The organism is Variovorax sp. 01T432, assembly GCF_056398605.1.
In genome coordinates this window covers 327,533-341,081 of the sequence record NZ_JBFTPS010000005.1, presented here as the reverse complement: position 1 = coordinate 341,081, position 13,549 = coordinate 327,533, and the positions used below count along the sequence as shown (strand labels likewise).

Below are 13,549 nucleotides of genomic sequence, written 5' to 3'. Positions count from 1 at the left end.
CCTGGCCCATGTCAGTTCCCTTTGCACCTTCGCGCTGGCCCGCAGCCACGGCGACCACCGGCCTCTGGGCGCTCGCGGCGGCGAGCGCCGTATTCTGGGGCCTGCGGCTCATGGCGCCGTCCGATGCGATCGCTCCGCCCCCGGTGGCAAGTGCGCCGGCCGTGGCCGTTGACCCCGCCTTGGTCGCACGTTTGCTGGGCGCGGTGCCTGCCCATGAGGCCGCAGTTGCGGCGCCCGAGGCCGCGAGCCGCTTCGCGCTGCTGGGCATCATCGCCGACACCGATCAACAAGGCGCCGCGCTCATCGCCGTCGACGGCAAGCCGCCGCGGCCGTTCCGGGTCGGCGCCAAAGTGGTCGATGGCTACGTGCTGCAATCAGTGACCACACGTGCCGCCGCCTTCGGCGCCAGCGTCGATTCGGCAACGGCCTTCACCTTGCAGCTACCGACGCGGCCGCTCGCCGTGAACGCGCCGCCGGCGGTGCCGATGAACGGGCCGGGACCAGGGCCAGGGCCAGGGCCTGCGCCCCGTCCGAGGCCGGTGATCGCGCCGCCCGTGCCGCGCTGAGTCCCGCTCTGCCCCATCAGGCCTTCAGGAACAGCTTGTAGACGGGGTTCTGGGTTTCTTCCACGAACGGGTAGCCCAGCGCCAGAAGAAATTCAGCAAAGGCCGCATCGTCCGCTGCGGGCACCTGCAGCCCGACCAGGATGCGGCCGTAGTCCGCTCCCTGGTTGCGATAGTGAAAGAGGCTGATGTTCCAGTTCGGCCGCAGCAGGCTCAGGAACTTCAGCAGGGCGCCTGGCCGCTCGGGGAACACGAATCTCAGCAGGCGTTCGTGTTGGGCGAGTCCGGTGCGGCCGCCGACCATGTGGCGAATGTGCTCCTTGGCAAGCTCGTCGTGTGTGAGGTCGATGGCGCCGAAGCCGTGGGCGATGAAGGTGTCGGTGATCGTCGTCGATTCGCCGCGGGTGGTGGTGGTCAAGCCCACGAAGACATGTGCTTCCTTGTCGTCGCTGATCCGGTAGTTGAACTCCGTCACATTGCGCGACGTGCCGGGCAACTGGCCGATCAGTTCGCAGAAGCGGCGGAAGCTGCCGCGCTCCTCGGGGATCGTGACGGCGAACAGGGCTTCGCGCTCCTCGCCCACCTCGGCGCGCTCGGCCACGAAACGCAGCCGGTCGAAATTCATGTTGGCGCCGCACAGGATGGCCGCGTAGGTTTCGCCGCGCGTGCCGCGCGCCTCGACGTATTGCTTGATCGCCGCGACCGCCAGCGCGCCCGCCGGCTCCACGATGCTGCGGGTGTCGATGAACACATCCTTGATGCCGGCACACACCGCGTCGGTGTCGACACTGATGAACTCGTCGACCAGCGTGCTCGCAATTCGGAAGGTTTCCTCGCCCACGAGCTTGACCGCGGTGCCGTCCGAGAAGAGTCCCACGTCGGAGAGCGTGACCCGCTCGTGCGCGGCCACCGACTGGATCATGGCATCGGAGTCGTTCATCTGGACGCCGATCACCCTGATCTCGGGTCGGACGGCCTTGATGTAGTTGGCCACGCCGGAGATCAGCCCACCGCCGCCGATGGCCACGAAGACCGCGTCCAGCGGGCCTTGGTGTTGGCGAAGAATCTCCATCGCGATGGTGCCCTGGCCGGCGATCACGTCGGGGTCGTCGAAAGGATGTACGAAGGTCAGGCCGTGCAGCTTCTGTTGTTCCAGCGCGTACACGTAGGCATCGGAATAGCTGTCGCCGTGCAGATGCACCTCGCCACCGAGCGCACGCACCGCGTCGACCTTGAGCTGAGGGGTCGTCACGGGCATCACGACAACGGCCCGCGCACCCAGCTTGCGCGCGCCCAGTGCGACGCCCTGGGCGTGATTGCCCGCTGATGCGCAGATCACGCCATGCGAGAGCTGCTCGGCGCTCAGATGCGCCATCTTGTTATAGGCACCGCGCAGCTTGAAGCTGAAGACCGGTTGCTGATCCTCGCGCTTGAGCAAGACCGTGTTGCCGAGCCTTGCGCTCAAGTTGCGTGCCGGTTCGAGCGCCGACTCCACAGCGACGTCATAGACGCGCGCGGTCAGGATCTTCTTGAGGTAATCGGCTGGCGTGAGCGGTGCGGTCGGCTTGGGCATAGGGCCGCGATCATAGGCCCGCAGACGCCGCTTTCCGCCGCGCAAGAAAAAAGCCCCAAGCCTTGCGGCTTGGGGCTAAATCCACCAATTGGGAGGGTGGAGGAGACAACCGGTGCACACAAATTCGTGTGCGATGAAATAAAGTATATCGACTGTTTGTTGCATTGCAACAAGCGGCTGATGTTTTTTCAACACAGAACCGCGATGGAGAGTGATTTTTTTTGCTTCTTCGCGGGTTCATGGAGTCGACAAGAAAATGGAATGCACAGTGAGTTGGACCGGGAATACGGGCGCGCGCTCTGGGATGGGGTTCGTGGCGGAAACCGGAAGCGGCCACGTCCTGATGATGGATGGGGCGCCTGACGCGGCGAAGCCCGAAAACGGCGGGCAGAACCTCGCCGCCCGGCCGATGGAGACCGTTCTGGCTGGCACCGGCGGCTGTACAGCTTACGACGTGGTGCTCATCCTGAAGCGGGGCCGCCACCGGGTCGAGCGCTGCAGCGTCAAGCTGACCAGCGAGCGCGCGGAAAAGGACCCCAAGGTCTTCACCAGGATCCACCTGCACTTCACGGTGGCGGGCAAGGGCATTCCGGCCGCCGCGGTGGAAAGGGCCATCGCCCTGAGCCATGACACCTACTGCTCGGCCACCATCATGCTGGCCAAGACGGCGGAGATCACGACCAGCTTCGACCTCGTCGAAACCTGAGCCGCAGCCCCGCCCGCCGCTCAAATGCGATGGGCAACCGTAGTCATGACCCGCGCCGCCAGGCGCATCAAGGTCTTGGCCGGCGCCGGAAGTTCTTCGGCGCCCGCACTCCAGGCCTGCGCGGCGTGGCGTGCTTCATCCAGCTTCATCTGATGGATCACGGCTCGCGATTCCGTGTCTCCCGCGGGGAGCCGGTCGAGATGGCCATCCAGATGGGCCTCCACCTGCCTCTCGGTTTCAGCGACAAAGCCCAGGCTGACGGGGTCGCCCAGCCGGCCGGCGACGAGGCCCAGTGCGAATGCGCCGAGATACCACATCGGATTCAGCAGGGAGGGGCGCGCGCCCAGTTCGTCGAGGCGCTCTTGCGTCCAGGCGAGGTGATCCGTCTCTTCCCTGGCCGCGGCTTCGAAATGCGCGCGCAGCCCGGGGTCCCGCGTCACGGCAGCCTGCGCCGTGTACAAGGCCTGCGCGCAGACCTCGCCGACATGATTGACCCGCATCAGGGCCCCGGCCTCACGCCGTTCGATATCGCTCAGAAGGCTCGCCGGGCTCGCTGGCGGCGGCGCCTCGCGCATCGCGTGTGGTTTGGCAAACAGGGTACGCAAGGCCGTGTCCGTCACGGCAAGAACGGAATCGAGCGAAGAGTTCATGGGTCGATTGGAACCGATGCGCAGCCGCCCATGCAGCGGGACGATCTCGTTTCACATGGTGAGTCATGGAGTAACACGGAAGCTTTGTTGCATGACTGCAACGAAACGCCGAGGCCCGCGGAGTTTTCGGGCGAATTGTTTTGCCCTGATGAGGCGGCTCTGGTGCAATAGCAACAACTTCCCAAAAGGAGGTTGGCCCGGGGTCCGGTGGGAGCACAAATGTGCCAGTCACGGTGAGCCCTTCGCACCGGAGCCCTATGTTTAACCTTGGAGAAACTTGCAATGAAAAAATCTCTAGTCGCCCTGGCTGCCCTGGCTGTTGCCGGCGTTGCCTCGGCTCAGTCGTCTGTCACGCTGTTCGGTGTGCTTGACGCTGGCGTCAGCTACTACGATGCGAAGACGAACACCCCCACGGGCTCGGTCAAGCAAAGCCAATGGGCACAGAGCACCTCGGGTTACAACTCGAGCCGTCTGGGTTTCCGTGGCACGGAAGACCTCGGTGGCGGCCTGGCTGCAAGCTTCTGGCTTGAAGCGGGTCTGAACAACGACACGGGCGCAGCTGGCGGTGCGATCAACAGCTCCGGCGCGACGACGACTGGTCTCTTCAACCGTCGTTCGACCGTGAGCCTCTCCGGTGGCTTCGGTGAAGTCCGCATCGGCCGTGACTACACCCCGACGTTCTGGAACGACACCGTGTTCGATCCGTTCGGCACCAACGGCGTTGGCACCAACATCATCAACTCGGGCCACAGCGCTGTTCTGGCGACCGCTGGTCTGAGCGATGCAAACACCGTGCGCGCAAGCAACACCGTGGGCTACTTCCTGCCCCCGAACCTCGGCGGTTTCTACGGTCAAGTCCAATACGGCTTCGCCGAAAACGTGAAGCAGACTGGCCTGCCCACCCTGGAAGCCGGCAAGTACCTGGGCGGTCGCGTCGGTTATGCCAACGGTCCTCTGGACGTGGCCCTGGCTTACGGCGAAGACACCGTCGCGCAAGTCATTGGTGACGAAGTCAAGGCCAAGACGTTCAACCTGGGTGCGTCGTATGACCTCGGCGTCGTCAAGCTCTTCGGTGAATTCTCGCGCGTGAAGAACACGGCTGACCTGCCGATCTTCGCTGGCGACGGCTCGGTGGACCTCGACGGCTACCTGCTGGGTGCCACCGTGCCCGTGGGCCCTGGCCTGATCCGCGTTGCCTACTCGCAAGTCAAGGCCAAGTTCGATGTTGGCTCTGACCCGCGCGCTCGCAAGTTCGCGATCGGTTATGTGCACAACCTGTCGAAGCGCACGGCTCTGTACACGAGCTACGCCCACATCTCGAACAAGGATGGCGCTGCGATCACGACCGGTGGCTCGCCGACCTTCGTTCCTGGCATCAACAACTCGGCCTCGAGCGCAAACGGCTTCGACTTCGGTATCCGTCACGCTTTCTGATCTGACGCTGGCGTAAGCCAGCTTCAATGGGAAGTCTTGAAAGCCACTCGACGAAAGTCGAGTGGCTTTTTTCATTTCCTGTCCGCCGCCCGCGACGATTCAGCCCTCAGGCCATGCGGAAAGAACTTCGAAGTGGTGCGTTGCGTCGGCGACGACTCCGCCGGAAGGTCACCCACGCGAATCGAATCCTCCTCATGTCCGTCCTCCGTCGCCTGCGCGTGCTGACCACAACCCCGGGGAACCCCGGCATGGGCACGCACCTTGCTCTGCTAGCATCGTTGAACACTTTCTCTGCTGAATGATCGCCTTCGTACTGCGCCGCCTGATCCAGGCCGTGATCGTCATGGTCACGGTCGCCTTCATTGCCTTTCTTCTTTTCCAGTACGTGGGCGACCCCGTGGTGTTTCTGCTTGGACAGGATGCGCGACCCGAGCAGATCCACGCGCTCCGGGTTGACCTCGGACTCGACAAGCCCTTCTTCGTGCAGTTCTGGCACTTCCTGGTCAATGCCGCGCAAGGCGAGTTCGGCCTGAGCCTGCGTCAAGGCAGCAAGGTCTCGCGGCTCATCGGCGAGCGATTCCCGGCCACATTGGAACTCTCCCTGGTGGCGGCTTTTCTCGCGCTGGCCATCGGCATCCCGATGGGCGTCTACACCGCATTGCGGCGCGGCACTTTCCTCAGCCAAGTGTTCATGACGATCTCGCTGCTCGGCGTTTCACTGCCGACCTTCCTGATTGGCATTCTGTTGATCCTCGTCTTTGCCGTGCTGCTCGGCTGGTTTCCCAGCTTCGGGCGCGGCGAGACGGTTCAGCTGGGCTGGTGGAGCACCGGATTGCTGAGAGCCGATGGCTGGATGCACATCCTGCTGCCCGCAGTCACGCTTGCCATATTCCAGCTCACGCTGATCATGCGGCTGGTGCGCGCGGAGATGCTCGAAGTCTTGCGCACCGACTACATCAAGTTCGCGCGAGCGCGCGGCCTGTCGGATCGCGCCATCCACTTCGGCCATGCGCTCAAGAACACGCTGGTGCCGGTCATGACCATTACCGGGCTCCAACTGGGTGGCCTGATCGCATTCGCCATCATCACCGAGTCCGTGTTCCAGTGGCCCGGGATGGGTCTGCTCTTCATCCAGGCCGTGACGTTCGCGGACATCCCGGTCATGGCCGCGTACCTCTGCCTCATCGCGCTTATCTTCGTGGTCATCAACCTGGTGGTCGACTTGTTGTACTTCGTTGTCGACCCGCGGCTGCGTGTCGGCAATGCAGGGGGCCATTGATGAACGCGCCTCGTTTCCAGGCTGCAGGGCGGCCGTTTGCGCACATCGCGCGCTTCCATCCCGAAATCACCGCCTTTCGCCGCGACCTGCACGCGCATCCGGAACTCGGCTTCGAAGAGGTCTACACCGCCGGCCGTGTCCAGGAGGCACTGAAGGCCTGTGGTGTCGACGAGATTCACACCGGCATCGGCAAGACCGGCGTCGTCGCCGTGGTCCGCGGCAAGTCCACCGCCAGCGGCCGCATGATCGGGCTGCGGGCGGACATGGATGCCTTGCCGATGTGCGAGGACAACGACTTCGAGTGGCGCTCCGCCAAGAATGGTCTCATGCACGGTTGCGGGCATGACGGCCACACCGCCATGCTGGTCGGGGCCGCGCGCTACCTGGCCGAGACCCGCAACTTCGACGGCACCGCGGTGCTGATCTTCCAGCCCGGCGAAGAAGGTTTCGCCGGTGCGCGCGTGATGATCGAGGACGGCCTGTTCGATCGCTTCCCGGTGCAGGCGGTCTATGCCATGCACAACTGGCCCGGCATGCCCGCCGGTACCGTGGGCATCAATCGCGGCGCGATGATGGCCGCGGCGGATCGCGTCACGATCGAGGTCACGGGCAAGGGCGGCCACGGCGCGCATGCCTATCTCACGGTGGACCCGGTGCTCGTGTCCGCGCACATCATCACCGCGGCTCAAAGCATCGTCTCGCGCAACGTGCGTCCCATCGATGCGGCAGTCCTGAGCATTTGCGCCGTCCATGCAGGCGACCTGGGGGCGATGAGCGTCGTGCCCGGGAAAGCCACGCTGGTCGGTACCGTCAGGACCTTCAGTGCCAGGGTGCAGACGCAGGTCGAGCAACGCCTCTCCGAGCTCTGTTCCGCGGTGGCGGCCGGCTTCGGCGCGACTGCGCAGGTGAAGTTCGAGCACATCTACCCAGCCACCATCAATACCGCTCCCGAGGCCATCTTTGCCGGCGATGTCGCGCAGTCGATCGTGGGTGCCCACAACGTCGAGCGCCACATGGAGCCCAGCATGGGCTCCGAGGACTTCTCCTTCATGCTGCAGAAGAAGGCGGGTGCCTATCTGCGGATCGGGCAGGATGCTCGGGGCGGCGCCTTTCTGCACAACAGCCGGTACGACTTCAACGACGAGATCCTGCCGCTCGGCGCCGCGCTGCATGCCGGCCTGATCGAGCAGGGCATGCCGCCGGGCGCGGCCCATCCATCACCAAGCCAGTCCGCCTCGGCGGCTGCGTCTTGACCTTTTCCAACCCGAGGAGTGCTTCCCATGAATCTCAAGAAAAAAGTGGCTGCGGCCGCGATCCTTTCGTTGCTGGGTGCCACCAGCCTGATCGCGAACGCGCAGACCATCCGGATCGCGAACCAGGGCGATGCGCTGTCGCTCGATCCGCACTCTCTCAACGAGTCGCTGCAACTGAGCACGGACGCCAACGTCTATGAAACGCTGGTGGGCCGCAACAAGGACCTGACCGTTGCACCCCTGCTCGCCACGAGCTGGAAGCAGACTTCGCCCACGGTCTGGCGCTTCGAGCTGCGCAAGGGCGTGGTGTTTCATGACGGTACCCCCTTCACCGCCGACGACGTCGTCTTCAGCTTCGCCCGCGCGGCCGGGGATGGATCGGACATGCAATCCAACACGACCGACATCAAGGAAGTCCGCAAGGTCAACGACTACGTGGTCGAGATCGAGACCCGCGGCCCCTTCCCGATCCTGCCCGACGTGATCACGCAGCTGATGATCATGAGCAAGAAATGGTGCGAAGCCAACCAGGCGACCAAGCCGGTCGATCGCCGCAAGGGCATCGAGAACACGGCCTCGTTCAAGGCCAACGGCACCGGGCCCTTCCGGGTGCGTGAGCGCCAGCCCAACGTGCGCACCGTGTTCACGCGCAACCCCACCTACTGGGGCAAGATCGAAGGCAACGTGCAGGAGGTCATCTTCACGCCGATCGCCAACCCGGCCACTCGCGTGGCCGCGCTGCTCTCGGGTGAAGTCGACGTGATGGAGCCGGTGCCGGTGCAGGACATCGCCCGCGTCAACGCCAGCCCCAATGCGCGCGTCATCGCCGGCCCGGAATTGCGCACCATCTTCCTGGGCATGGACCAGAAGCGCGACGAGCTGCTGTATTCCAACGTCAAGGGCAAGAATCCGTTCAAGGACAAGCGCGTGCGCCAGGCCTTCTACCAGGCCATCGACATCGTCGGCATCCAGAAGACAGTGATGCGTGGCGCTTCGCGTCCCACCGGCTTGCTGGTCGGCCCCGGCATCAACGGCTGGACGGAAGCCCAGGACAAGCGTCTGCCTTACGATCCGGAAGCCGCGAAGAAGCTGCTGGCCGAAGCAGGCTATCCGAGCGGCTTCGAGGTGACCATGAACTGCCCGAACGACCGCTACGTCAATGACGGACAGATCTGCCAGAGCGTGGCCGCGAACCTCGCGAAGATCGGCGTCAAGATCAACCTCGTGGCCGAGACCAAGGGCACTTACTTCCCGAAGGTCCTTCGTCGCGACACCAGCTTCTACATGCTCGGCTGGACGCCCACCACCTATGACGCGCACAACGCGCTGACCGCGCTGACCGCCTGTCCGGACGACAAGGGCAGCGGCCAGTTCAATCTCGGCGCGTACTGCAACCCGAAGCTGGACGAGCTGACCAAGAAGATCCAGTCGGAAACCGACAAGCCCAAGCGCGACGCGATGATCAAGGAAGCCTTCCAGATCCACATGGACGACATCGGCACCTTGCCGCTGCATCAGCAGGCGCTGGCCTGGGGCGTGAGCAAGAAGGTCGAGCTCACGCAGATGGCCGACAACTACATGCCCTTCAAGTGGATGAGCATCAAGCCCTGATCGCTGGTTGACCCGACCCCCGCGGGCCCGCTTCAGCGGGCCCCGCTCTTTCTGCTCCACGATGAAAAAAACCATTGCCCTCTGGCTCGACAGTGACGTCGGACACAGCTTTCGCAGCTCGCCGGTCGCGATGTTGGCCGCCGCGATCGCCCTTGTCTGCATCTTCTGCGCGGTCTTCGCCGGCTGGGTTTCGCCCTACAACCCCTTCGACCTCGCCTCGCTGGAACTCGGCGATGCGCGCCTGCCGCCTTCATGGAGCGCGGAAGGTTCGGTCAAGTACCTGCTCGGCACCGACGACCAGGGCCGCGACATCCTGTCCGCCGTGATCTACGGCGCCCGCATCTCGCTGGTCGTGGGCTTTGTTTCGGTCGTGCTCTCGGTCGTGGTCGGCGTGGTGTTCGGCCTCCTCGCCGGCTTCTGGGGCGGCTGGCTCGATGCCTTCCTCATGCGCGTGTGCGACGTGATGCTTTCCTTCCCGCCGATCCTGGTGGCCTTGCTGATCGCCGGTGTCGGGCGCGCCATGTTTCCGAACGCGCACACCTCGGTGGCCTTCCTGGTCCTGATCATTTCCATCTCGCTCACGGGCTGGGTGCAATATGCCCGCACGGTGCGCGGCTCGACACTGGTCGAGCGCAGCAAGGAATACGTGCAGGCCGCCCGCGTCACCGGCGTGTCGCCGTGGCGCATCATGGTCCGCCATGTGCTGCCGAACGTGATGGGCCCCGTGCTGGTGCTCGCGACCATCCAGGTCGCGACCGCGATCATCACCGAGGCCACGCTGTCCTTCCTCGGGGTGGGCGTGCCGCCGACCTCGCCCTCGCTGGGCACGCTGATCCGCGTCGGCAACGACTACCTGTTCTCGGGCGAATGGTGGATCACCGTGTTCCCGGGCCTGATGCTGGTGCTGATCGCGCTCAGCGTGAACCTTCTGGGCGACTGGTTGCGCGATGCGCTCAACCCGCGCCTGCGCTGAAGCCGGAGCAACGCACATGAGCCTTCTCCAAGTCAGCAACCTGGTCGTCGAATTTCCCCATCGGCGCGGCACCCTGCGTGCGCTGGACGACATTTCCTTCGAGATCGCCCCCGGTGAAATCCTGGGCGTGGTGGGTGAGTCCGGCGCGGGCAAGTCGCTCACGGGCGCCGCCATCATCGGCCTGCTCGAGCCGCCGGGCCGCGTGGCCAGTGGGGAGATCCGCCTCGAAGGCCAGCGCATCGACAACCTCGGCAACGAGGCCATGCGGCACATCCGCGGCCGCAAGATCGGCGCGATCTTCCAGGATCCGCTGACCTCGCTGAATCCGCTCTACACCATCGGCCGGCAACTGATCGAGACGATCCGCACCCACCTGCCCGTGAGCGAGGCCGAGGCGCGCAAGCGCGCCATCGGCTTGCTGCAGGACACCGGCATTCCGGCCGCCGAACAGCGCATCGACCACTATCCGCACCAGTTCTCCGGTGGCATGCGCCAGCGGGTGGTGATCGCGCTGGCGCTGGCGGCCGAGCCCAAGCTGATCGTTGCCGACGAGCCGACCACCGCGCTGGACGTCTCGATCCAGGCGCAGATCATCCAGTTGCTCAAGAGCATCTGCAAGGATCGCGGCGCCGCCGTGATGCTGATCACGCACGACATGGGCGTGATCGCCGAGACCTGCGACCGCGTGGCCGTGATGTACGCCGGCCGCATCGCGGAGATCGGCCCCGTGCACGAAGTGATCCACCAGGCCGCGCATCCCTACACCGCGGGCCTGATGGCCGCGATTCCCGACATGACCATGGACCGCGAGCGCCTCAACCAGATCGACGGCGCCATGCCGCGCCTCAATGCCATTCCGCGCGGCTGCGCCTACAACCCTCGCTGCCCCCGCGTCTTCGAACGCTGCGTGGTCGAGCGGCCGGATCTGCTGAACGCCGGCGCGACCCGCGCCGCCTGCTGGCTGCACGATGCGCACACCCACAGCGCGCCCGCCGCGCAAGGAGCCGCGGCATGACGGCGCTGGTTCAGGCGAACGACCTCGCCAAGAGCTTCGACGTCTCGCCGCCCTGGCTCAACCGCGTGCTCGAACGCAAGCCACGGGTCCTGCTGCACGCCGTCGACGGCGTGAGCTTCTCGATCGAACGCGGCAAGACGCTGGCGCTGGTGGGCGAGTCCGGCTGCGGCAAGAGCACGGTCGCGCGCCTGCTGGTGGGCCTTTACAACCCCAGCCGCGGCGGCATGCGCTTCGACGGGCAGGACGCGCATGCGGCGTTCAAGACGGCCGAGGGGCGCAAGCTGCGCCGGCGCATCCAGATGATCTTCCAGGATCCGTACGCGAGCCTCAATCCCCGCTGGATCGTGGAAGACATCGTGGGCGAGCCGCTGCGCGAGCACGGCATCCTCAAGGAGGGGCTCGCGCTCAAGGAGCGGGTGGGCGAGCTGCTGAAGTCGGTCGGCCTGAGCCCGCTCGACATGGTGAAGTACCCGCACCAGTTCTCCGGCGGCCAGCGCCAGCGCATCTCGATCGCGCGCGCGCTGGCGACCCAGCCGGAGTTCCTGGTATGCGACGAACCGACCTCCGCGCTCGACGTGAGCGTGCAGGCGCAGGTGCTCAACATCATGAAGGACCTGCAGCGCGAGCAGGGCCTGACCTATCTCTTCATCTCGCACAACCTGGCGGTGGTGCGCCACGTCGCCGACCAGGTCGGCGTGATGTACCTGGGCAGGCTGGTGGAAGTGGCCGACAAGCACAAGCTCTTCGCCACGCCGCAGCATCCGTATACCCGCATGCTGCTGGACGCGATTCCGCAGATGAAGTTCACGGGCCGCTCGCGCACGCCAGTGCAGGGCGAGGTGCCGAATCCGCTCAATCCGCCGACGGGATGCACCTTTCATCCGCGCTGTCCGCTCGCCAACGCGCGCTGCAAGGCCGAGCGCCCGCCTTTGCAGACGCTGCGCGGCGTGCAGGTGGCCTGCCACGCGGTGGAAGAAGGCCGCACCTGAAGCGGCCCCGGCCCCGGTCGCGCTACTGTTCCTCGCCCCACGCGTAGCTGTCTCTCGCGATCATGGCGCTGGAGGCACTGGGCCCCCAGGTGCCCGCGGCATAGCTGCGGGGCGTGCCTTCGGAGGCCCAGCTGTCGATCAGCGGCTCGACCCAGCGCCATGCCTCTTCCTGTTCGTCGCTTCGCACGAACAGATTCAACCGGCCATCGATCACGTCGAGCAGCAGGCGTTCATAGGCGCCCACGCGCTCCGTGCCGAAGCGCTTGTCGAAGTCCAGGTCGAGTTGCACCGGCGCCAATTGCGGGCCTGCGATCCGGTTGCCGTTGCGCTGCCGGTTGTCCTGCGCCTGCGCCAGCATGTGCAGTTCCAGGCCGTCCTTCGGTTGCAGGTTGATCACGAGCTTGTTGACCGAGCTCGCGGGTTCGCGGTAGATGGCGTGCGGCGTCGGCCTGAAGTTGACCTCGATGCGCGCATCGCGCGAGGCCAGGCGCTTGCCGGTGCGGATGTAGAGCGGGACACCGGCCCAGCGCCAGTTGGCAATCTCGGTGCGCAGCGCGACGAAGGTTTCGGTGCGGCTTTCGGGATCCACGCCGGGCTCGTCGCGGTAGCCCTGCACGCGTTCGCCATAGGCCGTGCCGGCCGCGTACTGGCCGCGGATCGCATGCAGCCCGATCGACTCGGCCGTCCATGGCTTGAGCGCGCGCAGCACCTTGAGCTTCTCGTCGCGGATCGCGTCGGCGTGCGCGTTGATCGGCGGCTCCATGCCGATCGCGCACACCAGTTGCAGCGCGTGGTTCTGCACCATGTCGCGCAGCGCGCCGGTCTGGTCGTAGAAGGCGCCGCGCTTCTCCACGCCGAGGTCCTCGGCGATCGTGATCTGGATGTTGGCGATGTGCTCGCGCCGCCAGATGGGCTCGAACAGCGCGTTGCCGAAGCGCATCGCGAACAGGTTTTGCACCGAGGGCTTGCCGAGGTAGTGGTCGATCCGGAACACCTGGTGCTCGTCCAGCACCTTGCACACCGCCTTGTTGATGGCGCGGTTCGATGCCAGGTCGTGGCCCAGCGGCTTCTCCAGCACCAGGCGCGTGTGGGGGCCATTGAGCCCGGCCGCTGCAATCTGTTCGACCACCTGGGTGAACAGCGCCGGCGCCGTCGCCAGGTACATCACCACCGTGCCGGCGTCGCGCGCCTTGAGCGTCTGCGCGAGCTTCTCGTAGTCCGCCGGCTGGGAGAGGTCCATGCGCAGGAAGTACAGCATCGAGGCGAACTTCTTGAACTCCTCGGGCGTGGGCCGCTTGGCGCCTTCGACCGCCGCGAAGCGCGACTGGATCAACTCGCGATACGCGTCGTCGGACAGATCGTCGCGCGCCACCCCGATGATGCGCCCGCCCTCGGGCAGGCTGCCGTGCCGGAATGCCTGGAACAGCGCTGGCATGAGCTTGCGCCATGCCAGGTCGCCGGTACCGCCGAAGAGGACGAGATCGAAACTCATGGATACATCCG

12 protein-coding genes are annotated in these 13,549 nt (G+C 65.4%); 9 read left to right on the top strand and 3 right to left on the bottom strand.

Annotated elements, in window-relative coordinates:
• The first annotated feature begins 8 nt into the window (after window positions 1-8).
• The gene (locus AC1DNF_RS06660; protein ID WP_478147762.1) at window positions 9-566 is read left to right on the top strand and encodes a type II secretion system protein N; all 558 of its coding nucleotides are present in this window, start codon (window positions 9-11) and stop codon (window positions 564-566) included.
• A gap of 16 nt (window positions 567-582) precedes the next feature.
• Here AC1DNF_RS06660 and ilvA read toward each other — a convergent pair whose 3' ends face one another.
• The gene (ilvA, locus tag AC1DNF_RS06655; RefSeq protein WP_478147761.1) at window positions 583-2,136 is read right to left on the bottom strand and encodes a threonine ammonia-lyase, biosynthetic; all 1,554 of its coding nucleotides are present in this window, start codon (window positions 2,134-2,136) and stop codon (window positions 583-585) included.
• A 256-nt stretch (window positions 2,137-2,392) separates the two neighbouring features.
• On the opposite strand from ilvA, the gene AC1DNF_RS06650 reads away from it, so the two are divergent.
• A complete protein-coding gene (locus AC1DNF_RS06650) occupies window positions 2,393-2,842 on the top strand; it encodes an OsmC family protein (RefSeq protein ID WP_478147760.1) in 450 nt (149 codons plus the stop codon).
• A gap of 20 nt (window positions 2,843-2,862) precedes the next feature.
• Here AC1DNF_RS06650 and coq7 read toward each other — a convergent pair whose 3' ends face one another.
• Window positions 2,863-3,492, bottom strand: a complete 630-nt coding sequence (gene coq7, locus AC1DNF_RS06645) for a 2-polyprenyl-3-methyl-6-methoxy-1,4-benzoquinone monooxygenase (RefSeq protein ID WP_478147759.1) — start codon at window positions 3,490-3,492, stop codon at window positions 2,863-2,865.
• Window positions 3,493-3,774: 282 nt separating this feature from the next.
• On the opposite strand from coq7, the gene AC1DNF_RS06640 reads away from it, so the two are divergent.
• The 7 genes from AC1DNF_RS06640 (at window position 3,775) to AC1DNF_RS06610 (ending at window position 12,046) form a co-directional block, all read left to right on the top strand.
• Window positions 3,775-4,926: a porin gene (locus AC1DNF_RS06640; protein ID WP_478147758.1), complete on the top strand. Its 1,152-nt coding sequence runs from the start codon at window positions 3,775-3,777 to the stop codon at window positions 4,924-4,926.
• Between the two features lie 298 nt (window positions 4,927-5,224).
• Window positions 5,225-6,205: an ABC transporter permease gene (locus AC1DNF_RS06635; RefSeq protein ID WP_478147757.1), complete on the top strand. Its 981-nt coding sequence runs from the start codon at window positions 5,225-5,227 to the stop codon at window positions 6,203-6,205.
• A complete protein-coding gene (locus AC1DNF_RS06630; RefSeq protein WP_478147756.1) occupies window positions 6,205-7,458 on the top strand; it encodes a M20 aminoacylase family protein in 1,254 nt (417 codons plus the stop codon). The genes AC1DNF_RS06635 and AC1DNF_RS06630 overlap by 1 nt, the downstream gene beginning before the upstream one ends.
• Before the next feature lie 27 nt (window positions 7,459-7,485).
• Complete coding sequence (locus AC1DNF_RS06625) at window positions 7,486-9,069, top strand: ABC transporter substrate-binding protein (RefSeq protein WP_478147755.1); 1,584 nt, start codon at window positions 7,486-7,488, stop codon at window positions 9,067-9,069.
• A 61-nt stretch (window positions 9,070-9,130) separates the two neighbouring features.
• Window positions 9,131-10,042, top strand: coding sequence for an ABC transporter permease (locus AC1DNF_RS06620; protein WP_478147754.1), 912 nt, complete (start codon window positions 9,131-9,133; stop codon window positions 10,040-10,042).
• Between the two features lie 16 nt (window positions 10,043-10,058).
• Window positions 10,059-11,057 (top strand): ABC transporter ATP-binding protein, encoded by a 999-nt coding sequence (locus tag AC1DNF_RS06615; protein WP_478147753.1) that lies wholly within the window; start codon window positions 10,059-10,061, stop codon window positions 11,055-11,057.
• A complete protein-coding gene (locus AC1DNF_RS06610; protein WP_478147752.1) occupies window positions 11,054-12,046 on the top strand; it encodes an ABC transporter ATP-binding protein in 993 nt (330 codons plus the stop codon). The genes AC1DNF_RS06615 and AC1DNF_RS06610 overlap by 4 nt, the downstream gene beginning before the upstream one ends.
• Window positions 12,047-12,068: 22 nt before the next feature.
• Here AC1DNF_RS06610 and zwf read toward each other — a convergent pair whose 3' ends face one another.
• The gene (gene zwf / locus AC1DNF_RS06605) at window positions 12,069-13,538 is read right to left on the bottom strand and encodes a glucose-6-phosphate dehydrogenase (protein ID WP_478147751.1); all 1,470 of its coding nucleotides are present in this window, start codon (window positions 13,536-13,538) and stop codon (window positions 12,069-12,071) included.
• Window positions 13,539-13,549 lie beyond the last annotated feature (11 nt).